This is a genomic window from Bradyrhizobium sp. SRS-191 (genome assembly GCF_024586915.1).
Taxonomy (GTDB): domain Bacteria; phylum Pseudomonadota; class Alphaproteobacteria; order Rhizobiales; family Xanthobacteraceae; genus Bradyrhizobium.
Window position 1 is genome coordinate 1 of sequence record NZ_JANBVS010000020.1, and the last position, 22,749, is coordinate 22,749.

The 22,749-nt window shown below is 66.2% G+C and carries 23 protein-coding genes; 12 read left to right on the forward strand and 11 right to left on the reverse strand.

Annotated features, from left to right (window positions below; all coding sequences use genetic code 11):
• Positions 1–298 precede the first annotated feature (298 nt).
• The 6 genes from NLR35_RS27835 to NLR35_RS27860 all read right to left on the reverse strand — a co-directional run bounded on the left by NLR35_RS27835 (position 299) and on the right by NLR35_RS27860 (position 4,478).
• Positions 299–709 carry a hypothetical protein gene (locus NLR35_RS27835; protein WP_257169742.1) on the reverse strand — a complete coding sequence of 137 codons (411 nt, stop codon included), beginning with the start codon at positions 707–709 and terminating at the stop codon, positions 299–301.
• Between the two features lie 126 nt (positions 710–835).
• Positions 836–1,489, reverse strand: a complete 654-nt coding sequence (locus NLR35_RS27840) for an Mpo1-like protein (protein WP_257169743.1) — start codon at positions 1,487–1,489, stop codon at positions 836–838.
• Between the two features lie 46 nt (positions 1,490–1,535).
• On the reverse strand, positions 1,536–1,742 hold the full coding sequence (locus NLR35_RS27845; RefSeq protein WP_257169744.1) for a hypothetical protein: 207 nt from the start codon (positions 1,740–1,742) through the stop codon (positions 1,536–1,538).
• A 313-nt stretch (positions 1,743–2,055) separates the two neighbouring features.
• Entirely contained in the window at positions 2,056–2,250 is a 195-nt protein-coding gene (locus tag NLR35_RS27850) for a DUF2783 domain-containing protein (RefSeq protein WP_257169745.1), read from the reverse strand.
• Positions 2,247–3,884 (reverse strand): FAD-dependent oxidoreductase, encoded by a 1,638-nt coding sequence (locus NLR35_RS27855; RefSeq protein WP_257169746.1) that lies wholly within the window; start codon positions 3,882–3,884, stop codon positions 2,247–2,249. The genes NLR35_RS27850 and NLR35_RS27855 overlap by 4 nt, the downstream gene beginning before the upstream one ends.
• 51 nt (positions 3,885–3,935) lie before the next feature.
• Entirely contained in the window at positions 3,936–4,478 is a 543-nt protein-coding gene (locus tag NLR35_RS27860; protein WP_257169747.1) for a VOC family protein, read from the reverse strand.
• A 130-nt stretch (positions 4,479–4,608) separates the two neighbouring features.
• Between NLR35_RS27860 and NLR35_RS27865 the strand changes: the two genes are divergently transcribed.
• The gene (locus NLR35_RS27865) at positions 4,609–5,103 is read left to right on the forward strand and encodes a MarR family winged helix-turn-helix transcriptional regulator (RefSeq protein WP_257169748.1); all 495 of its coding nucleotides are present in this window, start codon (positions 4,609–4,611) and stop codon (positions 5,101–5,103) included.
• Between the two features lie 118 nt (positions 5,104–5,221).
• The gene (htpG, locus tag NLR35_RS27870) at positions 5,222–7,090 is read left to right on the forward strand and encodes a molecular chaperone HtpG (protein WP_257169857.1); all 1,869 of its coding nucleotides are present in this window, start codon (positions 5,222–5,224) and stop codon (positions 7,088–7,090) included.
• Between the two features lie 25 nt (positions 7,091–7,115).
• Here htpG and NLR35_RS27875 read toward each other — a convergent pair whose 3' ends face one another.
• Positions 7,116–8,108, reverse strand: a complete 993-nt coding sequence (locus tag NLR35_RS27875; protein ID WP_257169749.1) for a tripartite tricarboxylate transporter substrate binding protein — start codon at positions 8,106–8,108, stop codon at positions 7,116–7,118.
• Positions 8,109–8,285: 177 nt separating this feature from the next.
• Here NLR35_RS27875 and NLR35_RS27880 point away from each other — a divergent pair, with 177 nt between their 5' ends.
• From NLR35_RS27880 to NLR35_RS27900, 5 genes are all read left to right on the forward strand, one after another.
• Positions 8,286–10,088: a long-chain-acyl-CoA synthetase gene (locus NLR35_RS27880; protein WP_257169750.1), complete on the forward strand. Its 1,803-nt coding sequence runs from the start codon at positions 8,286–8,288 to the stop codon at positions 10,086–10,088.
• 126 nt (positions 10,089–10,214) lie between these two features.
• Positions 10,215–10,460, forward strand: a complete 246-nt coding sequence (locus NLR35_RS27885; RefSeq protein WP_006611415.1) for an acyl carrier protein — start codon at positions 10,215–10,217, stop codon at positions 10,458–10,460.
• Positions 10,447–11,832, forward strand: coding sequence for a class I adenylate-forming enzyme family protein (locus NLR35_RS27890; RefSeq protein WP_257169751.1), 1,386 nt, complete (start codon positions 10,447–10,449; stop codon positions 11,830–11,832). The genes NLR35_RS27885 and NLR35_RS27890 overlap by 14 nt, the downstream gene beginning before the upstream one ends.
• A complete protein-coding gene (locus NLR35_RS27895) occupies positions 11,825–12,556 on the forward strand; it encodes an SDR family NAD(P)-dependent oxidoreductase (RefSeq protein ID WP_257169752.1) in 732 nt (243 codons plus the stop codon). Before NLR35_RS27890 ends, NLR35_RS27895 begins: the two co-directional genes overlap by 8 nt.
• 93 nt (positions 12,557–12,649) lie before the next feature.
• On the forward strand, positions 12,650–14,944 hold the full coding sequence (locus tag NLR35_RS27900; protein WP_257169753.1) for a heavy metal translocating P-type ATPase: 2,295 nt from the start codon (positions 12,650–12,652) through the stop codon (positions 14,942–14,944).
• A 1-nt stretch (position 14,945) separates the two neighbouring features.
• On the opposite strand, the gene NLR35_RS27905 is transcribed toward NLR35_RS27900, so the two are convergent.
• Positions 14,946–15,332: a hypothetical protein gene (locus NLR35_RS27905; RefSeq protein ID WP_257169754.1), complete on the reverse strand. Its 387-nt coding sequence runs from the start codon at positions 15,330–15,332 to the stop codon at positions 14,946–14,948.
• Positions 15,333–15,481: 149 nt separating this feature from the next.
• On the opposite strand from NLR35_RS27905, the gene NLR35_RS27910 reads away from it, so the two are divergent.
• The gene (locus NLR35_RS27910) at positions 15,482–16,198 is read left to right on the forward strand and encodes an MgtC/SapB family protein (RefSeq protein ID WP_257169755.1); all 717 of its coding nucleotides are present in this window, start codon (positions 15,482–15,484) and stop codon (positions 16,196–16,198) included.
• Positions 16,199–16,404: 206 nt separating this feature from the next.
• On the opposite strand, the gene NLR35_RS27915 is transcribed toward NLR35_RS27910, so the two are convergent.
• Positions 16,405–17,208, reverse strand: a complete 804-nt coding sequence (locus tag NLR35_RS27915; RefSeq protein WP_257169756.1) for an RMD1 family protein — start codon at positions 17,206–17,208, stop codon at positions 16,405–16,407.
• A gap of 130 nt (positions 17,209–17,338) precedes the next feature.
• Here NLR35_RS27915 and NLR35_RS27920 point away from each other — a divergent pair, with 130 nt between their 5' ends.
• Positions 17,339–18,487 carry a DUF3095 domain-containing protein gene (locus NLR35_RS27920; protein ID WP_257169757.1) on the forward strand — a complete coding sequence of 383 codons (1,149 nt, stop codon included), beginning with the start codon at positions 17,339–17,341 and terminating at the stop codon, positions 18,485–18,487.
• Between the two features lie 6 nt (positions 18,488–18,493).
• Here NLR35_RS27920 and NLR35_RS27925 read toward each other — a convergent pair whose 3' ends face one another.
• Both NLR35_RS27925 and NLR35_RS27930 read right to left on the reverse strand, forming a co-directional pair.
• Positions 18,494–18,928: a DUF2147 domain-containing protein gene (locus NLR35_RS27925; RefSeq protein ID WP_257169758.1), complete on the reverse strand. Its 435-nt coding sequence runs from the start codon at positions 18,926–18,928 to the stop codon at positions 18,494–18,496.
• A gap of 1,503 nt (positions 18,929–20,431) precedes the next feature.
• The gene (locus NLR35_RS27930) at positions 20,432–20,965 is read right to left on the reverse strand and encodes a GNAT family N-acetyltransferase (RefSeq protein WP_257169759.1); all 534 of its coding nucleotides are present in this window, start codon (positions 20,963–20,965) and stop codon (positions 20,432–20,434) included.
• A gap of 105 nt (positions 20,966–21,070) precedes the next feature.
• Here NLR35_RS27930 and NLR35_RS27935 point away from each other — a divergent pair, with 105 nt between their 5' ends.
• The 3 genes from NLR35_RS27935 (at position 21,071) to NLR35_RS27945 (ending at position 22,745) form a co-directional block, all read left to right on the forward strand.
• Complete coding sequence (locus NLR35_RS27935; RefSeq protein WP_257169760.1) at positions 21,071–21,670, forward strand: superoxide dismutase; 600 nt, start codon at positions 21,071–21,073, stop codon at positions 21,668–21,670.
• Between the two features lie 177 nt (positions 21,671–21,847).
• On the forward strand, positions 21,848–22,234 hold the full coding sequence (crcB, locus tag NLR35_RS27940; protein WP_257169761.1) for a fluoride efflux transporter CrcB: 387 nt from the start codon (positions 21,848–21,850) through the stop codon (positions 22,232–22,234).
• Between the two features lie 289 nt (positions 22,235–22,523).
• Complete coding sequence (locus tag NLR35_RS27945; protein ID WP_257169762.1) at positions 22,524–22,745, forward strand: hypothetical protein; 222 nt, start codon at positions 22,524–22,526, stop codon at positions 22,743–22,745.
• Positions 22,746–22,749 lie beyond the last annotated feature (4 nt).

A 22,749-nucleotide genomic window follows, 5' to 3' on the forward strand; every position in this document is an offset into this window, starting at 1 on the left:
AAACCATTGCGCGGGGGAGGCCGCTTGGTGGCCCGACCTGTGGTGACTGCCGCCTGCTTTCCTTGTTGCAGGCGGGCCATGGGCCGTGGTCAGCACCCGGCCTTCCCCGCGCCCTCTTGCTTTTATGAGGGCTGACGGCCGTATCACCCGGGCACATCGTGTCGCGGGATCGCGAGCGCGCATGCCGATCACATCTTCATCCATTCCGTGCGGAGAGGTCGAGCAAGTGGACCATCATCACGCAATGACGAGCGACGGCAGCGCCGATGCGGCCCCGCCGTCATCCCGCCCAAAGGCCTTACAGTTGCGTCGCGCGCAGCTCGATCGTCATCGGGATGGCCGTGCGCCTGGTCGCCGGATCAGCCGGCATCTGCAGCACGCGGGCGCGCTGGCCGGTGGCGAGGTCGGTGACCTTGACGATGCGGCCATTGGAGAATTCGAGCGCGTCGTGGTGCTCGGTCGGCTTGTTGGTGTCGACCTGACGGAAGCGGGCGAGATGGGCGCCGACCTTGCGGCGGAAGAAGAAGCCCTTGATACGCACGTCGCCCTCGAAGGCAAGCTCGGTGCCCGGACGCAGGCACACCGCCGTCAAGGGATCGTCCTTGGTCGAGAAGCCGCGCGTCTCCGTGCCGGGGAAGCGACAGGAGACCAGCACGTCGTCGATCTTGGCATCACGGGAGGAGACAGTATGAAGGCTGTAGTCACACATGGAAAGCTCCTGAAGGCCACCAGCACTGAGGCCGCAACGGCGCAGCAGACAACTCGTTCCATGAAGTTGAAGGTCTCGCCTGGTTCCACCGCCCGCGCGGCGGGCGGTGGAGGAGCAGGCGCCGCATCAGGTGAGATGCGCGGCCTCCTCGGCGTCGTCATCCTCGGCCGCGCCCCAGTGCGAGGCGTCCTTGATGGTCGGGTCGATCAGCTCGCCGCGCAGCAGCGCCAGCGGCGACTTCCAGTACAGCGCGATGTTGTGGAAGGGGTCGGTGAGCACCTTGAACGCCCAGATCAGGCCGGTCGCGACATCCTGCGTTGCAAACAGCTGGATCACGCGGAAGAGGCCGCCGCCGATGCCGACCGCGAGCCAGAGCACGCCGACGTGGCGGATGAAATCCATCCGGGTCGCCGGCGCGTCGAACAGACCGAACAGGGTCGGGACGGCGAACAGCGCGACCGGCACCAGGCCCCATACCGTCAGCAGCACGATCTTGCGGCTCTGATTATAGCCGACCTTGACCGCTTCCTTGTAGTCGTTGGTCACGCCGTTGACGTGATCATAGCCGTTGGGCTCGAAGAAGAAGTGCCCGGTCTGCCGCGTCAGCATCGCGAGCCAGCCGACCAGGCCGGCCATCGCCGGATCCTTGAACAGCAGGGCGTAGCAGACGAGGAAGATCACGGCGCTGATCAGATGCAGCGTCTGATTGATCCGGCTCTGATGATAGTAGCGATAGTCGTCGAAGCGCTGCGTCTGCAGGATTTTGTAGGTGCGCGACATGCGAATCCCCGTTCGTGTGTGGAACGGGGCGGACACGTAGAGACGCTCAGTGAATGTGGCGTGACATGATGATGTTGTCACAATGAAACAGAGCAGCTTCAGACGTTATTTGTTGCAATTGCAACAACCTGGCAATGTGTCGCGTTGGACGCATCCCTTCAGCTTCCTCGGCGGCGGCGCCGTGGTCATTGATCCATGTCAAATGCGCGCTATTTCGCCGGATCATCGAACAGGCATCGCTCGCCTTGCCCACGACCGACGATTCAGGCTTGCGCCCCGAGCACACTGCACTCCCTCTCCCCGTTCTTCACGGAGAGAGGGTCGGGGTGAGGGGCAGCCGCACGGGAAGTATCAAACAAGAGACTCGTATCCTCTCACTCGGATTGCATCCGATGATCGGAGTTTTGCGCCGGCCTATCTCCACGTCGTCATGGCCGGGCTCGTCCCGGCCGTCCACGTCGTTCGGCGTCCTGGGAGCGACGTGGATGCCCGGGACGAGCCCGGCCATGATGGAGTAACTAACTAACTGGCAAGATTGTCAGCGCGACAGTGCTCATGTCGCAACGTCAGCCGCCCGGCGATCGCGCCAGCCGGATTGCCTCGCTCAGGATCGCGCGGTCGCCAATGTGGTTGGCGAGCAGCAGCACGAGCCTCGCATTCATGCGCAGCGCCTCGCCCTCGGCGAGCTCGCGCTGGCTGCCGATCAGCTCGGCATAGAAATCATCGGGATTGCTGATGTTCGGTGTGAGGGTCAGGCTCATGCAGCAAGCTCCTGCTGGACCGGCCCGGGTCTGCCGCAGGCGCGCCGGACGGCTGCGGCGATCGCGGCCTCGTCGAGTTGCGGGAAGCGGGCGGTGACGTATTGATCGGGACGGAACACATAGGTCGTGCCTTCAGCGGCGCCGTAGCGCTCTGCGAGCAGCCCCTTGGTGTCGGCGATGTCGCGGCCGACGGCGAGCACGCGCGCCGCGAGGCCGTCGATGCTGAGCTCCTTGGCCGTGACGGCGCGATCGAACGTCAGCACGGTGAAGCCGTCGCCGAGGTAGTTCAGCAACCAGCCGGGCTGCCCCGCAATGGTCACGGGCGCATCGGCGGCATTGGTGCCTGGCGTCATGGCGACGGAGTCCGGTACGCCATCGGGCGTGTTCAGCGACGAGGCGACATAGGGCGTCGGTGTCGACAGCCGGCCGCTATTGACCAGCGGCCGCGCGAAGGCGTGGTGCTGCGCGAGGTCGAGCGCGGCGTCACGGAAATGCCGGCTCACCTGCGTCTTCGGCGTAATGAAGTCGGTGGCGCGGGTCGAGTTCAGGATGTTGTCGTCGGCAGCAAACGCTCGCTCCTCGTGATAGCTGTCGATCAGGCTCTCGGGCGCCTCGCCGCACAGCACCAGCGAAAGCTTCCAGGCGAGATTGTCGATGTCCTGCACGCCGGTGTTGGCGCCGCGGGCGCCGAACGGCGACACCTGATGCGCCGCGTCGCCGGCGAACAGCACCCGTCCATGGCGGAAATTGTCGATCCGGCGGCAGGCGAACTGATAGATCGACACCCATTCGAGTTCGAACTCGGCGCTCTCGCCGAGCATCGCCCGGATGCGCGGGATGACGCGCTCGGGCTTTTTCTCCTCGTCGGGATTGGCGTCCCAGCCGAGCTGGAAATCGATGCGCCAGATGTTGTCGGACTGGCGATGCAACAGCACCGACTGGCCCGGGTGGAACGGCGGATCGAACCAGAACCAGCGCTCGGTCGGAAACTCCGCCTTCATCTTGACGTCGGCGATCAGGAAGCGGTCCTGGAAGAACTGGCCCTTGAATTCGGCGACCACCATCCGCCGCGTGTCGGAATTGGCGCCGTCGCAGGCGATCACCCATTGCGCCTCCATCGTGAAGATGCCGTCCGGCGTCTCCACGGCAAGCTGAGCATGGTCGTCGGTCTGCTTGAGGCTGACGAGCCGGTGCTTCCAGCGCAGCTCGATCAGCGGGCTCCTGCTGCAGGCCTCGACCAGCATTTTCTCGAGGTAGTATTGCTGCAGGTTGATCATTGCCGGCCAGCGATGGTCGGGCTCCGGCAGCAGGTCGAACTGATAGGACAGCTGGTCGCGGAAGAACACCTTGCCGATGTTCCAGCTCACGCCTTTCTCCACCATCGGCTCCGCGCAGCCGAGCCGGTCCCAGATCTCCAGCGGGCGCTTGGCGTAGCACACGGCGCGGGAGCCGATGCTGACGGTGTCGTTGTCGTCGAGCACGACCACCGGCTGGCCGCGGGCGGCGAGATCGAGCGCCGCGGTCAGGCCGATCGGCCCGGCGCCGATCACGACGACCGGATGGCGGCGAGTCTCGCCGCTCGTCTGCTCCGCCGAGCAGACATAGGGAAATCGCGGATAGACATAGTTGCTCATGGCTGCCTCGGCTGGCGCGTTACGGTCGGGATGTCGGAAACGAACGCTTGCTCAGTCGGCGCCGGCGAATTCCTTTTCGTGCATCCAGGCGGTGTGCCGCGGCGGCTTCTTGGTGGTGGCCCATTCGTCGACCATGGCATGGGCGACCGACTTCATCCGCGTGATCTGCTCGGGCGTGGCGGTCCAGGTCGCGATCTCCAGGCGGTGGCCGCTCGGATCATGGAAGTAGATCGACTTGAAGATGGTGTGGTCGGTGATCCCGACGACGTCGAGGCCGGCCGCCTCCGCGCGGGCCTTCGCTTCCTCCAACTCCTCCATGTCCTTGACCTGGAAGGCGATGTGCTGGGTCCATTCCGGGGTGTTCGGATCGCGGCCCATCGGCGGCGAGTTCGGCAGTTCGAAGAAGGCGAGGATGTTGCCGTTTCCGGCATCGAGGAAGATGTGCATGTAGGGATCGGGGGCCTTGGTCGAGGGCACGCGGTCCTCGGCGATGGCGCCGAGCAGGTCCATGTCGAGGACCTTCTTGTAGAAGTCGACGGTGGCCTTGGCGTCGACGCAGCGATAGGCGACGTGATGGATCTTCTCGATCTGCATGATGGTCCTCCCATGATCATTGTTGGCAAGATCGTAACGGATGATACGATCTGGCGGCTTTGATCCAGATCAACCCGAGCGGGATCGGATTGAGGTGGCGAGAGGCGAGCGGACGAGGGCAGGGGATGCAATGACGAAGGCGGCCGACCAGACCAGGGATCAGCGAGGAAGTGACGAAGCGCCTGGGCGCGAGCTCCGGCTGCAGCGCTATTTTCCCTATCGGCTGGCGCGGCTGGCCGAGCAGGTGTCGCTGGCGGTCGCCGAGGTCTATGCCGACCGCTTCGCGCTGTCGCGGCAGGAATGGCGGATCCTGGCGGCGCTCGGCGAGCAACCGCTTCTGCCGACCAAGGAGATCGGCCGGCTGACGACGCTCGACAAGATGAATGTCAGCCGCGCCATGCAGAGCCTGGAGACGCGCGGCATCGTCAGCCGCAGCCGCGACCCCGAGGATGGCCGCGAGCGGATCGTGACCCTGACCGCCGCCGGACGGGCGCTGTATCGCAAGATCGTGCCCCATGCGCTGGCGCGGGAGGCCGATCTGCTCGACGTGCTGACGCGGGACGAGGTCGCCACCCTCAACGCCGTCATCGACAAGTTGCTGGGCGCGACGGAGCGGCCGGAATGATGCTGCGCCGCAGCCCCGAAAGGCCGTTCGCAACCCGCGATCGAAGGCTTGATCGACGCTGTCGCCGCGCTATATCGACGGTCTCCCCTTCATTGCCAGCATGGGCCAACGCACGACGATGACCGACACCGCGACCGTTAGCCATTCCTTCCAGGCCGAAGTCTCCGAGCTGCTGCATCTGATGGTGCACTCGGTCTATTCCGAGACCGACATCTTCCTGCGCGAATTGGTTTCGAATGCCTCCGACGCCTGCGACAAGCTCCGCTACGAGGCCATCGCCAAGCCCGAGCTGATCGGCGACGGCGAGCCGCCGCAGATCCGCATCATCCCGGACAAGGCCGCAAGCACCCTGACCATCGCCGATAGCGGCATCGGCATGGACCGCCAGGAGCTGATCGACCATCTCGGCACCATCGCCCGCTCCGGCACCAAGGCCTTCGTGCAGAAGCTGTCCGAGGCCAAGGACGGCACCGGCCTGATCGGCCAGTTCGGCGTCGGCTTCTATTCGGCCTTCATGGTCGCCGACCGCATTAATGTGATCAGCCGCCGCGCCGGCGGCAGCGAGGTCTGGACCTGGACCTCCTCGGGCGGCGCCGGCTTCGAGGTCGCGCCGGCCTCGGAGGAGGACGCCCAGCGGGTGACGCGCGGCACCGAGATCGTGCTGCACCTCAAGGACGACGCCAAGAAATATCTCGAAACTTACGAGATCGAGCGCATCGTCACCGCCTATTCCGACAACATCCAGTTTCCGATCATGCTGGTCGCGGAAGAGGGCGAGCCGCGCCAGATCAACTCCGCCAGCGCGCTGTGGCAGCGCTCGAAGTCCGAGCTTTCGGCGGAGGACTACGCCAAGGCCTACAAATCGATTGCGCACGCCTTCGACGAGCCGGCGATGACGCTGCACTACCGCGCCGAGGGCCGCTATTCCTATGCGGTGCTGCTGTTCGCGCCCTCGACCAAGCCGTTCGACCTGTTCGAGCCGGCGCGCAAGGGCAAGGTCAAGCTCTATGTCCGCCGGGTCTTCATCACCGACGACGCCGATCTGATGCCGGCGTATTTGCGCTTCATCCGCGGCGTGATCGACAGCGAGGATCTGCCGCTCAATCTGTCGCGCGAGATGCTGCAGAACAATCCGCAGCTGGCGCAGATCCGCAAAGCCGTGACGACGCGCGTGATCAGCGAGCTGGAGCAGCTCGCCGAGAAGGACGCCGAGAACTTCGAGAAGATCTGGGATTCCTTCGGCGCCGTCATCAAGGAAGGCCTCTACGAGGATTTCGAGCGCCGCGACAAGCTGCTGGCGCTGGCGCGCTTCACGACGACCACAGGTGAGAAGCGCTCGCTGAAGCAGTATGTCGAGGGCCTCAAGGAGAACCAGACCGAGATCTACTTCCTGGTCGGCGACAGCCTGGAGCGGCTGAAGTCCAATCCGCGGCTCGAGGCCGCCAAGGCGCGCGGCGTCGAGGTGCTCTTGCTGACCGATCCGGTCGATGCGTTCTGGACTTCGGCGCAGCTTTCGTTCGACGGCAAGCCGCTGAAGTCGCTCAGCCAGGGCGACATCAATTTCGATCCGATCCCGGTGACCGAGAAAGAGGCCGAGGACGAGGCGAAGCCGGCGGCCGACGAGGCCAACACCATCGCGCTGATCAAGGCGAGCCTCGGCGATCACGTCACCGACGTGAAGGTCTCGACCCGGCTGACCACCAGCGCCTCGTGTCTGGTGGCGGGCAGCCATGGGCCGGATCGCGAGCTGGAGCGCATTCTCTCGCAGCAGGCGCGCGGCGCCCGCACCAAGCCGATCCTGGAGATCAACCTGCGCCATCCGCTGGTGGTCGCCGTCGCTAAGGCGGCCGCCGACAAGGCCAAGGTCGACGATCTCTCGTTCCTGCTGCTGGAGCAGGCGCAGATCCTCGACGGCGAATTGCCGGAGGATCCCGCGGCGTTCGCGGCGCGGCTCAACCGGCTGGTGCTGCAGGGCGTGGCGGCATGAGGTGACGTATGGCGGGCGCCACGGCCTATTTGGTGGGGCCTGCCTGCGCGGCCACGAGCTTGCGCCAGCGCATCACCTCGGCCCGGTAGGTCGAGGCATAGACGCCGCTGTCGCCGGTGATCGGCGTCGCTCCGATCTCGGCGAGGTGCTGCAGGATCTCGGGATCGGCCAGGGCCGCATTGATCTCGCGGTTGAGCAGGTCGACGATCGCCTGCGGTGTCCCGCGCGGCGCGGCGACGCCGTAGAAGCCGGAGGTCTCGAAGCTTGGCAGCACATCGGCGACCGGCGGCAGATCGGGGAAGGCTTGCGACCGCTCGCGGGTCGACACCGCCAGCGCCCGGATCTTGCCGCTGCGCAGCAGGTCGGTCGCGGAAGCGGTGTTGTCGAACATCGCATGGATATGCCCGGAGGCGAGGTCGGTCAGCGCCGGGCCCGAGCCGCGATACTGGACGACGGACCAGGTGATGCCGCTGAGTGTTCGGAACAGCTCGGCCGACAGGAGCTGAACCGTGGCGGGGCCGGCCGAGCCGACGCTGAGCTTGCCGGGGTTGGCTTTGGCAAAAGCCAGGAACTCGGGCAGCGTCTTGACCGGCAGCTGCTTGCTGACCAGCAGCAGCAGCGGCATCCGCGCCATGCCGGCGACCGGGATCAGATCGTCGTCGGCGCCGGCTGCCGGATCGTGGGAGGCATTGATGATGTTGGCGGTCGAGGTCGCCAGCATCGTGTAGCCGTCCGGCGCGGAGCTCGCGACGCTTCTGGTGGCGGTGACGCCGCCGGCGCCCGGCCGGTGGTCGAGCACAAAGGCCTGGCCGAGCCGTCGCGACAGCCGGTCGCAGATCAGCACCGACAGCCGGCCGGTGGCGCCGCCGGGCGCGAATGGAATGACCCACGTCACCGGTCGGGCCGGGTAGGGAGCCTCGCCACCGGCGGCTGCCGCAGCCGGATGCACCGCAGCAAGACCGCTCCAGGCCGCAGCTTGCAGCAGGGCACGTCGTGTAATCGTCAAATCCTTGGGCATGCCGGCCTTCGCTTTGGCATGTTCTGGGAAACACAACCTAACCGGCATTTCCGATTACTTCGTAAAGGTTCGCATCTACTTCGATCGCGACCCGCTTCACGCAGGTTAACCCTGCCGGTTAACGCCTGGTCAGTCCGCGCGACCTATAAGGACGCCGTACTGGAAGCGGTGGCAGGCATGACAACCGAGCGCGCGGACCGATCTGCGGACCCCATCACGCCCGCGCGGAGGCCGTCGACGGCCAAGATCTGGCTCAAGGCGATCGAGCTGACATCGCGCATCGAGGCCGAGCCGACGCGGCTGTTTGTGGATGTCATCGACGATTGGTCGGCCAGGCAGCCGGGTCGTCCGGCCCTGATCTCGAACAGCGAGACGCTCAGCTACGCCGCGCTGTCTGCGCGCATCAACCAATATGCCCGCTGGGCGCTGGCCCAGGGCATCGCGCCCGGCGACACCGTCGCGCTGATGATGCCGAGCCGGCCGGACTATCTGGCGGCCTGGCTCGGGATCAGTCGCGTCGGCGGCATCGTCGCGCTGATCAACACCAATCTGGTTGGTCCCTCGCTGGCGCACTGCCTCAACGTCGCGGCGCCAACCCACATCATCGTCGCCAGCGAGTTTCAAAGCTCCTATGCCGACGCCATGCCGCTGATCTCCGGCGCGCCGCGTGTCTGGAACGCCGGGGGCGATCTCGACGCGGCGCTCGCCGTGATCGACCCGCGCCCGCTGGAGGCCCACGAACGTCCCGCCGTCACGATCAACGACCGCGCGCTGCTGATCTACACGTCGGGAACGACAGGCCTGCCCAAAGCCGCCAGCATCAGCCACCGCCGCATCCTGAACTGGGGCGGCTGGTTCGCGGGCCTCACGGGTGCAGGGCCCGAAGATCGTCTCTACGATTGCCTGCCGGTGTATCATTCCGTTGGTGGCATCGTCGCGCCCTGCAGCATGCTGCGCGCCGGCGGCACGGCTGTTCTGGCCGAGAAGTTCTCGGCGCGTCAGTTCTGGCGCGATATTGTCCATCACGACTGCACGCTGGTGCAATATATCGGCGAGCTCTGCCGCTATCTGCTGACGGCGGCCCCATCAGATCTCGATCGCGCCCATCGGCTGCGGCTCGCCTGTGGCAATGGCTTGCGCGGCGACATCTGGGAGGCGTTCCAGGCGCGCTTCGCGATTCCGCAGGTGCTGGAGTTCTACGCGGCGACCGAAGGCAATTTCTCGCTCTACAATGTCGAGGGGAGAGTGGGCTCGATCGGCCGCGTGCCGTCGCTGCTCGCGCATCGCTTCCCGGCGGCGATCATCCAACTCGATGCGGATCAGCGCGCGCCGCTGCGCGGGCCCGACGGGCTCTGCCTGCCATGTGCGCGCGGTGAGATCGGCGAGGCCGTCGGCCGCATCGGCAAGGCCGACGAGGGTGGCGGCCGCTTCGAGGGCTATACTGATCGCGCGGAAACCGAGAAGAAGATCCTGCGCAATGTCTTTGCTGAGGGCGACGCCTGGTTCCGCACCGGCGATCTCATGCGCCAGGACGAGCAGGGCTTCTTCTATTTCGTCGACCGGGTCGGCGACACCTTCCGCTGGAAGGGCGAGAACGTCGCGACCAGCGAGGTGAACGACGCCATCCTGCAATGTCCGGGGGTCGTGGAGGCCTCGACCTATGGCGTCGCCGTGCCCGGCAGTGACGGACGGGCTGGCATGGCCGCGCTGGTCGTCGAGAAGGATTTCGATCTCGCGATGCTGTCATCAGAGCTTGCGCGCCGATTGCCGGCCTATGCGCAGCCAGTCGCGCTGCGCATCACGCCCTCGCTGCAGTCGACCGAGACGTTCAAGCAGAAGAAGCCGCAGCTGATGCGCGACGGCTTCGACCCCTCGATCGTTTCCGAGCCATTGTACATCCGCGAGGCTGCGACCGGAGCCTATCATCCGCTCGATGCTGATCTCCATGCGCTGATCGCGACGGGGAAGGTCCGTTTGTAGATGTTTTTAATCATAGGCCGCGAGGTGCATTTACCAACGGCGCCAAAACATGCCGCGAAGGTCCGGGTTCCTTCACCTTGTCCCTCTAGTGTCGCTCGCATCGTTTGAACAATGACGGATTTCGCCATGTCGGTACGGTTAAGAATCATTGCAGCGATCAAGCAGATTGCGGAGGAGCAGAAGGTGAAGCTGCCGCCGCTGACGGACGAGTTGACCCTGCACGAGACCGGCTTCGACTCGCTCGCCTTCGCGATCCTGGTCGCCCGCCTCGAGGACGATCTCGGCGTTGATCCGTTCACTCTGTCCGAGGAGGTCACGTTCCCGAACACGATCGGCGACTTCATCAGGGCCTATGAGAATGTCCCCGCGTGAAATCTTCGCGCTGCGCGACCATCTCGGAACGGCGCTGACAGAGCGGACGATCTCCGATCCACGTCACGTCGTCTCGCTGGCCGAGCTGCCGCGCGGAAGCTGTCTCGGCGGCCGCGGCGGCGAGCTCGACGGCCGCTCGGTCCTGCTCGCGACGTCCGGCCAGCTGTTGGCCGGCCTGGCACTGATCGAGATCGATGGCGTCGCCCGGCGCATGCTGCTGTGCCCGCCCGATCTGAAGGACGAGCATCTCGGCAGCATCATCGCTGAGGCCGGGATCGATGCTATCGTCACCGATGAGCCGCAGCGCTTCGCAGGCTTCGGCATTGATCTCGTCATCCCCGTCGGCCTGCCGCAGCCTGCGACCCAGGTCGCGCCGACGGTCCGTGCGACCGAATGGCTGATGCTGACGTCGGGCACCTCGGGTGTGCCGAAGATCGTCGGCCATACGCTGGAGGGCCTGTGCGGCGCCATCATCGGCGATCGGCCGGCGCCCGGCGATGCATTGCCGGTGTGGGCGACGTTCTACGACATCCGCCGCTATGGCGGGCTGCAGATCTTCCTCCGCGCCATCGTCGGCGGCTCCATGGTGCTGTCGGATCCCGGCGAGGCGCTGGCCGATCACGTCGCGCGCCTCAATGCGCGCGGTGTCACGCACATCTCGGGAACGCCGTCGCATTGGCGCAAGCTGCTGATGAGCGGATCGGCCGAGCAATTCGCCCCGCGTTACGTGCGGCTGTCGGGCGAGATCGCCGATCAGGCCGTGCTCGACGGTTTGAAGCAGGCGTTCCCGAACGCCTCGATCGGCCATGCTTACGCGTCGACCGAGGCAGGCGTCGGCTTTGCGGTCAATGACGGGCTGGAGGGATTCCCCGCGACGCTGCTCGGCGAAGGCCGCGGTGCCGTGGACATGAAGGTCGTCGACGGTTCGCTGCGCATCCGCTCCAAGCGCGCGGCGCATGCCTATGTCGGTCGAGCCGCGGCTGCGCTGACCGACGCCGACGGATATGTCGATACGGGCGACATGGTCGAGCTGCGCGGCGACCGATACTACTTTGTCGGCCGGCGCAACGGCATCATCAATGTCGGCGGCCTGAAGGTTCATCCCGAGGAGATCGAAGCCGTGATCAACGGTCATCCCGAGGTGCGGATGTCGCGCGCCAAGTCGCGGCGCAGCCCGATCACCGGCGGCATCGTCGTCGCTGAGGTCGTGCTGACTGCAGACAGCGATCCGGCGCGGGCCGATGCTGTGCGCAATGAGATCCTCGCAGAGTGTCGTGCGCGTCTGGCGGCCCACAAGGTGCCGGCGATGATCCGCTTCGTGCCGGCGCTCGACGTCACTCCGGCCGGCAAGCTGGCGCGCGCCGATGCATAACGTCCTCGTCACCGGCGGCAGCCGCGGCATCGGATTGTCCATCGCCCGCCGGCTTGCCGGCGCTGGCTATGACGTGATCGCGGTCGCCCGTCGCGAGAGCGACGAGCTGCGCGCGGCCATCGCCGAGTTCAGCGCCTCCAGCGCCGGCATCCATTTCCGCGCCTGCGATCTCAGCGCGGTGGACGCGATCCCCGCCTTCGTGAAGTCGGTGCGCGACGAGTTCGGTCCCCTCTACGGTCTCGTCAACAATGCCGGCATCGGCACCGAGGGACTGCTCGCGACCATGCACAATACGGAGATCGAGGGGCTGGTCCGGCTCAACGTGCTGGCGCCGATGATCCTCACCAAATATGTCGTGCGGCACATGATGGCCGCGGGCGAGGGGCGCATCGTCAACATCTCCTCGATCATCGCCAGCACCGGCTATAACGGCCTGTCGGTCTATGGCGCGACCAAGGCGGCGGCCAACGGCTTCACCCGCTCGCTGGCGCGCGAGGTCGGCAAGGTCGGCATCACCGTCAATGCGATCGCGCCCGGCTTCATCGCCACCGAGCTGACGCAGAGCATGGACGATGAGCAGCAGCGGCGCATCGCGGGCCGCAGCGCGCTGCGCCGGCTGCCGGAGACGGACGATGTCGCTGCGATGGTCGAGTACCTGCTCGGCGAGGGCGGGCGCAACGTCACCGGCACGGTGCTCACTGTCGACGCCGGCAATACCGCCTGAGGCGGTCATCTGCCGCATCAGCTGTTGATTTCGCTCAAGCGGCCGCGTGGCGGCCGCGGCGATAGTGCCGACGCAATTCCGGAACTGATCGCCATGTTCGAACGCATCCTGCGATGGACTCTCGTCGCAATCGCCGTCGCGGGCCTCGCCGCGGGCGGCCTCGCGCATGCGGTCGGCCGGCCCGAGTGGGCCGACATTGCCTTCACCGCCTCGACCGTTCCGGTCATCGCAGGCCTGATCGTCTCGATCATCCGCGACGTCCTCGCCGGCCGCATCGGCGTCGACGCGATCGCGCTGGTGTCGATGAGCGCGGCGATCGTGCTCGGCGAGCCGCTGGCGGGCGCCGTGGTGGCGTTGATGTATTCCGGCGGCAACGTGCTCGAGGACATCGCGGTCGCGCGTGCCGAGCATGATCTGCGCGCGCTGGTCGACCGGGCGCCGCGCATGGCCCATCGCTGGCGTGAGGATCGCATCGAGGATATTGCGGTGGCCGACGTGGCCGTCGGCGATCGCCTGATGGTGCGTGCCGGCGAGATCGTTCCGGTGGACGGTGTGGTGGAGACGGCGATCGCCCTGGTCGACGAATCCGCGCTGACGGGCGAGCCTATCCCGGTGTCCAAGACGCGCGGCATGGCGATCCTGTCGGGCTCGCTCAACGCCGGCGAGACGTTCGAGCTGTCGGTCACCGCGACTGCGGGCGAGAGCACCTATGCCGGCATCGTCAAGCTGGTGACGTCGGCACAGACCGCGAAGGCGCCGTTCGTGCGGCTCGCCGACCGCTACGCGCTGATCTTCCTGCCGGTGAGCCTGGCGATCGCAGCCGCGGCCTGGTTTGCCTCCGGCGATCTGATCCGGGCGCTCGCCGTGATGGTCGCCGCAACCCCTTGTCCGCTGATCCTCGCGGCGCCCGTCGCGTTCATCGCCGGCGTGGCGCAGGCGGCGCGCAGCGGCATCCTGGTCAAGGGCGGCGGCAAGCTGGAGGCACTGGCGCGGGCGCATACGGTGCTGTTCGACAAGACCGGTACGCTGACCGTTGGCGGCGCGCGGCTGCTCTCGGTCGAGGCCGCGCCGGGCGAAAATGCCGACAATGTGCTGCTGCTCGGCGCTTCGCTGGAGCAGGCCTCTCACCACGTCCTGGCCCATGCCATCGTCGAGGCCGGCCACGCCCGCGGGCTCAAGCTCAAGGTGCCGGAGCGCGTCAGGGAGACGATGGGCTCGGGCCTTGCCGGCCTGATCGACGGCCGCCGCGTCAGCGCCGGCTCGCCGGACCTGATCCTCGGCACCCACGCCCCGCCGCCCTGGGCCGCGCGCGCCATCCGCCGCGCGTCCTGGCGCTCGGCGCTGATCGTGCTCGTCGCTGTCGACGGCAAGCCGATCGGCGCGCTGCTGCTTGCCGACGAACTGCGCGCCGACACGCCGCGGGCGATCCGCTGGCTGCGTGAGGCCGGCATCGCGCGCATGGTGATGGTGACGGGCGACCGCGCCGCGGCGGCGCAGGCGATCGGCGCGGCGCTCGACCTCGATGCGGTGCTCGCCGATCGTGTCCCCTCGGACAAGGTCGATGCGGTCAGGAGCGAGCAGCGGCTGCATCCGACCATCATGGTCGGCGACGGCATCAACGACGCGCCGGCGCTGGCGTCGGCCGATGTCGGCATCGCGCTCGGCGCACGCGGGGCCAGCGCCTCATCGGAGGCGGCCGATGTCGTCATCCTTGCCGACCGGCTCGACCGCGTCGGCGAGGCCATCGTGATCGCGCAGCGTGCCCGGCGCATCGCGCTGGAGAGCATCATCGCCGGCATGGCGCTGTCCTTCATCGCGATGGGCGCGGCGGCGGTCGGTCTGCTGCAGCCGGTGCCGGCGGCGCTGGTGCAGGAGGCGATCGACGTCGCCGTCATTCTCAACGCGCTGCGGGCGCTGCTGCCGGCCGGCCGCGGCAAGTCCGGCCAGATCACGGCTGAGGACGGCCTCGGCCTGCGCCATGACCATCAAGCGCTGCTGCGTGGCCTCGACCGTCTCCGCGCGATCGTCGATGCGCTCGATGAGGCTTCGCCGGAGCAGGCCATCAGCCTGATCGTCGAGGCCAACGCGCTGGTGCAGGACCAGGTCGTCGCGCATGAGCGCGATGACGAAGGTTCGGTCTATCCGAGGCTGGCGCGGCTGCTGCAGGACAGCCACGGCCTGTCGGCGATGAGCCGCGCACATCGCGAGATCCTGCACCTCGCCCGGCTGCTCGGGCGGGTGGTCGAGGACCTGCCGTCCGAGAAGATCGACCGCTATCTGATCCGCGATGCGCAGCGCGTCATCGAGGCGATCGAGACCCTGGTGCGCATGCATACCGCGCAGGAGGACGACATCTACGAGGCCGTCGCGGCGCGCTCCGCCGCGTAGCTCAGTCGAGATGCTTCGGCAGGTCGATGCGCTCGCCGGCAAACTCCGCCGGGCCTTCGACCAGACGGCGGATGCGCCGCTCGCGCTCGTCGGCCGGCAGGTTGGGATCGAGCATCTGGTCGATCAGCCGGATGGCATTCTGCTCGATCGTCAGCGGATCCCTCGGCTTGGTCTGCGCAGACGGCGCCGGCGGAGAGGCATGCAGGCCGATCGCGAGCAGCTGGCTGATGGCATCGGAGCGCGTGACCTGGTGCGTCTCGGCCCAGGCATCGATGTCGGCGGTGAGCTGCTGCGACAGCTTCACCGCGCTCACCGCGTCATGTCCCAGCCGGACGGCGGGACTGTGATCCCTTCGGGTGTCGGACAACGTCATCTGCCTGTTGATCATGTCAGCCTAGGATACGCTGGAGGGAATGGGATTTGATTTCGATCAAGGACGGCCTAAGAAAGCGGCCGTCTCGCGGCGCCCCAGGCCGTGGGCCCTGACCATGCCAGCCGCTGCACGAGCGGAGCGTGATACCAAAGACAGTCCTTGCCATGCGATTCCTGCACACCTTCCAGCTCTATGATTTCCTCGACACGCTCGTCAGCCTGTTCACGGCCTTCGTGCTGGGCACGCTGATCGGCGCCGAGCGGCAATTCCGGCAGCGCAGCGCCGGCCTGCGCACCAATGTGCTGGTCGCCGTCGGCGCAGCCGCCTTCGTCGATCTCGGCAACCGCCTGACCGGCGCCGACGGGGCGGTGCGGATCATCGCCTATGTCGTCTCGGGCATCGGCTTTCTCGGCGCCGGCACGATCATGAAGGAGGGCATGAACGTCCGCGGCCTCAATACGGCGGCGACGCTGTGGGCCTCCGCGGCCGTCGGCGCCTGCGCAGGCGCGGATCTCGTGGCCCAGTCGGTGGCGCTCACCCTGTTCGTGCTCGCCGGCAACACCCTGCTGCGGCCGCTGGTGAATGCGATCGATCGCATCCCGCTCAACGCGGCGACCTCCGAGGCCAACTACGAGATCGTGGTGACGACCGACATCCTGCATGCCGCCGAATTGCGCGAGGCGCTGGATGAGCGGCTGGAGGCGGCCAAATATCCGGTGCGCGAAACCGAGGTCGCCTATCGTTCGGACGACATCGCGGAGATCACCGCGACGTTGGTGCCGCTGGCGGCCGATACGGCCGAGCTCGATCGCGTCACGGCTGAACTGGCAAAGCTGCCCGGCGTGCGTCATGCGACTTGGAACGTCAGCGCGCTGGAGTGATCAGGGGGAGGACCGGCATCGCAGCGGCAGGACATGCGTCCTGCAGCCCCCCGGCTTGTCTCCGACAATGATGACTGCCCACGTTCGTCATCCCGGCCTGCTCCCGATGCTCCTCACTGAGCATGACGGCAGTGTTCCATGCGGCGGCTGAACCCAGGCTGAATGTACGGAACCCGACTGGACTGACACGACGGGCGATGCGTCGATCAATGCCCGCCGCGGGCGAAGATCTCGTAGAAGCCGAGCACGATCTCGCAGGCGATCAGGATGACGACGATGACCTCGAGCCGCAGCGAGCGCTTGGTATCGATGATGTCGGCGAGCGCGGTCGCGGTCTCGGCGATCACGGCGAGCTTGCGATTGAGCGTCTCCTCGCGCTCCTTCAGCTCATACTCGTCCTCGAGCCGGGCATAGAGCCGCTCGAGATCGGGCCGGTCCCACAGCACGTCCGGCTTCTCGCCGACGGCGACGCGGCCGGAGACGCGGTGCTGCACCAGGAGCGCCGCGCCGAGCAGCTTGAGCATCGCGACCCGGCTCTTCGACGTCCGTCCGAGCGAGGCCAGCTCGCGCGCGAACGGCTCGATCGTGTCGAACACGGCTGCGATCTCGCGTTCGCTGCGGCCGAGCACGACGCTCTTGGCGAGCGCATCGGCGACGATGAGCAGCCGCTCCAAGGACAACTCCTTGACCAGAATCGGACCGCCGACCGGGATCGGCTCCTCGGATTCGCGCGCGACCTGGACCTTGGCCGTCTCTTCCTCATGCGGGGTGATCGGGCCGAACAGCCGCGGACCCAACTGATCGAGGAAGTTGATCTCCTCGGCGACGCTGAGGCCGATGAACACGACGACACCGTAGCGGAAGACCACGGCGATCCCGGTCTCGCCGATGCGAACCGCGAGCGGGGTGGCCGACAGCACCTGGCCTTCGAAGCCGGCGGTATTGATGCGGTCCGCGATCTGCAGGGCGCGGGCGGCGAGTTGGGGGACAGGCGGGGTATCGGCACTCATGAGGCAACGCTAGCACGTCGAACCCGACGGAACGATAACACGCGCTGCCTGGTGTTCCCCGGCTGAACTCGCTTGACAGGAATGATCGTAGCTCCGCATGGAAGGTGCATTCCGGACGGATGGCCTCGCGATGTCGAAGATCAGCGCTGCAGACTATTATGCCTCGATCCCCGTCTTTCGCGGCTTCTCGCGGCTTATGGATCCCGCGCTGTACAAGCGCGTGCCTGAGGATTGGCTGATCGGCACGGCTGATATCGTCGAATCGACCAAAGCGATTGCGGACAAGCGCTACAAGGCGGTCAACATGGCCGGGGCGGCGATCATCGCCGCGGTCACCAATGCTCTGGAAGGACGCGAATTCCCGTTCGTGTTCGGCGGCGACGGCGCGAGCTTCGCGGTCGGACCTGACGATGCCGCGGCGGCCCGCGAGGCCCTCGCCTCCACGGCGCGCTGGGTCAGCGACGACCTTGGGCTGGCGATGCGCGTCGCGCTGATCCCGGTCAGCGCGATCCGGGCCGCGGGCCATGACGTGCGCGTGGCGCGCTACGGTCCGTCGGCCAACCTGTCCTACGCGATGTTCGCCGGCGGCGGGATCGGCTGGGCCGAGGCTGCGATGAAGCGCGGCGAGTTCGCCATTGCGCCGGCGCCGCCCGGGACGCAGCCGGATCTGTCCGGTCTGTCCTGCCGGTTCGAGGAGATGCCGTCGGCGCGCGGCCTGATCCTGTCGGTGCTGGTGCTGCCGGTCGCGGGCGCCGAGCCGCAGGCCTATCGCCGCGTCATCGAGGACATCATCACGCTGACGGAGCGCAGTCCCGAGGCGGGGCGGCCGGTGCCCCCCGGCGGGCCGGCGCTGCAATGGCCGCCGCAAGGCTTGGGCTACGAAGTTCGCACGTCACGAGGCCCGGGCGTCGTACGCTGGGTCCGCGTCCTCGGGCGGACGCTGTTCGTCTATGCCATCATGCGCTTCGGCATCAGCATCGGCGGCTTCGTGCCCGATGTCTATCGGCAGCAGATCGTCGAGAACTCGGACTTCCGGAAATATGACGATGCTCTGCGGATGATCCTCGACTGTACCGAGGATCTCGCGAAGGAGCTGGAACGGCGCCTCAGCGAGGCCGCGTCACGCGGGCTGGTGCGTTACGGCCTGCATCGGCAGGCCTCGGCGATGATGACCTGCTTCACGCCATCGGCCATTCGTCCCGACCACGTGCACTTCATCGACGGCGCGCAAGGCGGCTATGCCTCGGCGGCGACCGCGCTCAAGACCGCGGTCGCCTGACGGCGCTCAGCGCGCGCGGGTCCAGGTCTCGCCGCCGCACATCGCGCCGACGCAGCCTTCGACCTTCAGCGTGTCCGGGCCGGACACCGAGATGTGGCTGGTGTAGCTCTGGCCGTCATCGGCGTTGTAGATCTTGCCGGACCATTTGTTCGGTCCGTCCGGCTGCACGCCTTCGAACAGCTGCAGCCCGATGATCGGGCGGTTGGCGAGGGCGCGATTGGGGTTCTTGCTGTCGACCGCCGGCTTGCCGGTGTCGGTGTCCATCGGCTCCTTCAGCCACACGACGGTGCCGCACAGATTGGCGCCGCATTTGGCAACCTTGATCCTGGCGTCGCCGGCCTGGGTCAGCCAGGTGCCGGTCGGATCATCGGCGGCCAGGGCCGGCTGTGCGATCACCATGGTCGCGAGTGCGAGACCAGCCAGACGCAATTTCCAAATCATCTTACCCCCCGTTCAAGCCGCGCTTCCATAACAGCAAACCGCGCGGTTGCAATCGGCAGAGCTGCGGTTGTCCCAAGCGTCGTCATCACGATCAGGTGCATGGGCGATGGGCTGTCTCAATTCCTTGCGCGGTTGTCTCATGACGCCGGATCAGGTCCCGGCTGTAGCGACAACCACCGCCGTCGTCCCGGCCTCGAGCCGGGACCCATACCACCAGGGAGCAGTTCGAGGCACGCTGGTGAGTGGCACTTTGCTCCTCACACCCGTCACGGAGTATGGATCCCGGATCTGCACCGCGCCGCGCTGCGCGCGTCACGGCTTGTCCGGGACGACAGCGGAGGATGAGGCGCGTTTCCATGTCGACAAACTCTGCCGTCGTCCCGGCGAACGCCGGACCCATAACCACAGGGAGTGGTTTGAGGCAGGCTGTTCATGACCAGTTCGCGCCTCACGACCGCTGCGGAGTATGGGTCCCGGATCGGCGCATCGCCGCGCTGACGCGCGTCGATGCTGGTCCGCGACGACGGCGTTGGGTGTGGTGGATTTACGGCTCAAACAGCAAAGTAAAGGAGTGGGGCCACGCAACCACAGTCTCGCGGCACGTCATGCCCGAGGTCTGCGTTCAGTTCGTCCCTCGCAAACAGCGCAGAGGGCGCAGGGAATGCCGGGTGACAGCCTCACCCATGGCCCGCCTGCGAAAAAAATGCAGGCGGCAGGTACCACAGGCAAAGCCGAAACACGCCGGCATTCCCTGCGCGGTGGTCTTCACGCTTATACGCAGTCTCCCTGGTGCGCCGGCTTGTTGGCCACCATTCGCGACGACGCGCTCTCACGCGCCGCGCGGGACACCAGCTTCGGGGTGTCAGGACGCTGCGACTTCACGTCCGCAAGCGATCGTTCGTCCGCGCCTTCGTCGAGAAGACGCTGCGATCTCTCGCGGCCACCGCATCCCCGCCTCGCGTGTCGTGACGATCGCGCGCTACGCCCCTACTGCAGTGAGGCGGGATGCGGGGAGTTGATCATGATTTTTGGAAATACGCAAGAAGATTATTTTTTTCGGAATTCGCGTTTTTGTGAGCCAGTGGGCAGTGAAGCCCGGCCGGCGCTTGCAGCAGCGGTGCGCTCCCTCTCCCCGTTCTTCACGGGGAGAGGGCTGGGGTGAGGGGCAACGGAACGGGTAGTGTGCGTGAAGAAGTCTTAGATTCCAGGTTCTGAGCTAAGTTGAAAAAGTTGGGGCGGGGGCTCCTGCATGCACTTCCCGTGTGGCCTGCCCCTCACCCCGACCCTCTCCCCGTGAAGAACGGGGAGAGGGAGTGCACTGCCCGTGCCGCGCGCTCCGCTGTCGTCCCGGCCTTGAGCCGGGACCCATACTCCGCGGCGGTCGTGATGGGCAAAAGGCTAATTGTCAGCGTGCCTCAAACTTCTCCCTGGGGGTATGCATCCCGGATCGGCGCGCGCGTGCCGCGCGCTTGTCCGGGACGACTCGTGGAGGGAGAAGCGGCCTCACCACGGCAGGCCGCAGAGGTCGATGGTTCCGCGGGTCGGCGCGGTGCGCTTCACGTCGTGCACCATCGCCGACAGTGTGTCGAAGCGGATGCGGCCTTTGTCGGGCTGCTCGGCGTAGACGTCGCCGTCGAACGGAATGAAGCCGCGGGCGCCGTAGAAGGCGATGCGATCAGGTGCGCAGAACAGGAGGGCGTAGTTGATGGAATCCTCGTGCCGCAGGGTCTGGACCGCCGCGTTCAGCCCCACCGTGGCCAGTCCGCGATTGCGCATGTCGGCGCGCGTCAAAACGCCGCCGATGCCGGCGATGTTGACGTCCTGTCCGTTCCATTTCACCAGGCGGCGATAGATGCCGACATGGCAGAGCACCTCGCCGGCCTCATCCTGCACCAGGACGCGCAGGTCGGCATGCGCAAATGTGATACCGGCCCAGGGTAGGGTGGCCACGACCTTGGGCGGCCAGATCGCATCATAAAGAGGCTTCGCCAGCGGCCATCCGGCGTCGGCATTCAACACATCGATCTCGATGCTCATCAAAACGGCTCGCTTTTTCCAGAATCACGGTGTTTTACGGCTTGGGAACCTTCTATAAGGAGGTCCCGTTAAATCCCGTCTTCCCACAAGTTGCGGAACCGACCCATGACATTTACGCTCCCCCCTCTGCCTTACGCCTACGAAGCCCTCGGCCCCTACATGTCCAAGGAGACGCTCGAGTACCACCACGACAAGCATCACCAGGCCTATGTGACCAACGGCAACAATGCGATCAAGGGGACCGAATTCGAAGGCAAGTCCCTCGAGGAGATCGTCAAGGGCTCGTTCGGCAAGAACCCCGCCGTGTTCAACAATGCCGGCCAGCACTTCAACCATATCCATTTCTGGTCGTGGATGAAGCCGAACGGTGGCGGCTCCAAGCTGCCGGGCGCCCTGGAGAAGAAGATCAACGAGGACCTCGGCGGCTTCGAGAAGTTCAAGACCGACTTCGCCGCCGCCGGCGTCGGCCAGTTCGGCTCGGGCTGGTGCTGGCTCTCTGTCAAGAACGGCAAGCTGGAGATTTCCAAGACCGCCAACGGCGAGAATCCGCTGGTGTACGGCGCAACCCCGATCCTCGGCTGCGACGTCTGGGAGCACTCCTACTACATCGACTATCGCAATCGCCGTCCCGACTATCTCAAGGCGTTCGTCGAGAACCTCATCAATTGGGAATATGTCGAAGAGCTCTACAGCAAGGCTGTCTGATCTGACGTGATCGACAGGGAAGGGCGGTGAGCTCAGAGCTCGCCGCCCTTTTTCTTTGACGTTGATGTGACGAGGGCCGTTCTTGCCAGGAGGAGATGGCTACGGCAAAAGTTTTGGCTGTTGCGGGGAAGAGGGCAGGGCATTCGTTCTCTCGATGCCTTGTAGGGGTGAGGGTCGGTGAATCAGCTGTTCGGATATTTTCTCGTCTTCTTCGGCGGCGGCTGCGGGGCTTCGATCCGGCATGCGGTCAACATGGCGAGCGCGCGGGCGCTCGGCACGGACTTCCCATGGGGCACTTTCATCATCAACATCACCGGCTCGACGGTGATGGGATTGATCGCCGGCTACCTGACATTCAAGGGCGGCGCGACCCAGCACTGGCGGCTGTTCCTGATGACCGGCATCCTCGGCGGCTACACGACGTTCTCCGCGTTCTCGCTGGACACCGCACTGCTGTATGAGCGCGGCGCGCTGGGACTAGCCGCGCTTTATGTGGTGGGCTCGGTGGGGATCTCGATTGCCGGCCTGTTCGCGGGGCTGGCGCTGGTGCGGGTGTTGAGCTGACGGATCGACAGCCCCTTTAGCAAAGGCTGAAACGGCACGTTTTGCTTGGCCCCTGGATCGCTTCGCTGCGCTCGCGATGACGGAGGTCGTGGCGACGCCCGGTGCCCGCCTAACCCGTGATTGTGGCACACCGCCCGAACCTTGCTCCGTCATCGCGAGCGCAGCGAAGCGATCCAGGGCCCAAGGAGAAAGCCTGCGCGATTTCGGGCTACTCTCCCATATCGCACGGTCCAATCGCCACTTTCCTGCGGTGGACAGGGGTGATGTTATAATGTAACATTATGACGAAATGACCCAGTCTGCCCTTCAGAGCCCCGGCCACAGCCATGCGCATGGCGCGCAGGGGCATGGCCACAATCACGCGCATGGCCACAGTCATGGCCCCGCGACGCCGCATCCGGCGCAGCCGGCGCCGTGGTCGATCCTGCGCATGCCCGTGACCGTCCGGCTCGGCGCCGCGCTGGCCGCGAGCGCCGTGCTCTGGGTGATCGTCATCCTGGCAATGCGGTGAGGAT

Coding starts and splice junctions, on each gene's coding strand:
- NLR35_RS27835 (WP_257169742.1), bottom strand. CDS start 709: ATGTGTGACTACAGCCTTCATACTGTCTCCTCCCGTGATGCCAAGATC.
- NLR35_RS27840 (WP_257169743.1), bottom strand. CDS start 1,489: ATGTCGCGCACCTACAAAATCCTGCAGACGCAGCGCTTCGACGACTAT.
- NLR35_RS27850 (WP_257169745.1), bottom strand. CDS start 2,250: ATGAGCCTGACCCTCACACCGAACATCAGCAATCCCGATGATTTCTAT.
- NLR35_RS27855 (WP_257169746.1), bottom strand. CDS start 3,884: ATGAGCAACTATGTCTATCCGCGATTTCCCTATGTCTGCTCGGCGGAG.
- NLR35_RS27860 (WP_257169747.1), bottom strand. CDS start 4,478: ATGCAGATCGAGAAGATCCATCACGTCGCCTATCGCTGCGTCGACGCC.
- NLR35_RS27865 (WP_257169748.1), top strand. CDS start 4,609: ATGACGAAGGCGGCCGACCAGACCAGGGATCAGCGAGGAAGTGACGAA.
- htpG (WP_257169857.1), top strand. CDS start 5,222: ATGACCGACACCGCGACCGTTAGCCATTCCTTCCAGGCCGAAGTCTCC.
- NLR35_RS27875 (WP_257169749.1), bottom strand. CDS start 8,108: ATGCCCAAGGATTTGACGATTACACGACGTGCCCTGCTGCAAGCTGCG.
- NLR35_RS27880 (WP_257169750.1), top strand. CDS start 8,286: ATGACAACCGAGCGCGCGGACCGATCTGCGGACCCCATCACGCCCGCG.
- NLR35_RS27885 (WP_006611415.1), top strand. CDS start 10,215: ATGTCGGTACGGTTAAGAATCATTGCAGCGATCAAGCAGATTGCGGAG.
- NLR35_RS27890 (WP_257169751.1), top strand. CDS start 10,447: ATGTCCCCGCGTGAAATCTTCGCGCTGCGCGACCATCTCGGAACGGCG.
- NLR35_RS27895 (WP_257169752.1), top strand. CDS start 11,825: ATGCATAACGTCCTCGTCACCGGCGGCAGCCGCGGCATCGGATTGTCC.
- NLR35_RS27900 (WP_257169753.1), top strand. CDS start 12,650: ATGTTCGAACGCATCCTGCGATGGACTCTCGTCGCAATCGCCGTCGCG.
- NLR35_RS27905 (WP_257169754.1), bottom strand. CDS start 15,332: ATGATCAACAGGCAGATGACGTTGTCCGACACCCGAAGGGATCACAGT.
- NLR35_RS27910 (WP_257169755.1), top strand. CDS start 15,482: ATGCGATTCCTGCACACCTTCCAGCTCTATGATTTCCTCGACACGCTC.
- NLR35_RS27915 (WP_257169756.1), bottom strand. CDS start 17,208: ATGAGTGCCGATACCCCGCCTGTCCCCCAACTCGCCGCCCGCGCCCTG.
- NLR35_RS27920 (WP_257169757.1), top strand. CDS start 17,339: ATGTCGAAGATCAGCGCTGCAGACTATTATGCCTCGATCCCCGTCTTT.
- NLR35_RS27925 (WP_257169758.1), bottom strand. CDS start 18,928: ATGATTTGGAAATTGCGTCTGGCTGGTCTCGCACTCGCGACCATGGTG.
- NLR35_RS27930 (WP_257169759.1), bottom strand. CDS start 20,965: ATGAGCATCGAGATCGATGTGTTGAATGCCGACGCCGGATGGCCGCTG.
- NLR35_RS27935 (WP_257169760.1), top strand. CDS start 21,071: ATGACATTTACGCTCCCCCCTCTGCCTTACGCCTACGAAGCCCTCGGC.
- NLR35_RS27945 (WP_257169762.1), top strand. CDS start 22,524: ATGACCCAGTCTGCCCTTCAGAGCCCCGGCCACAGCCATGCGCATGGC.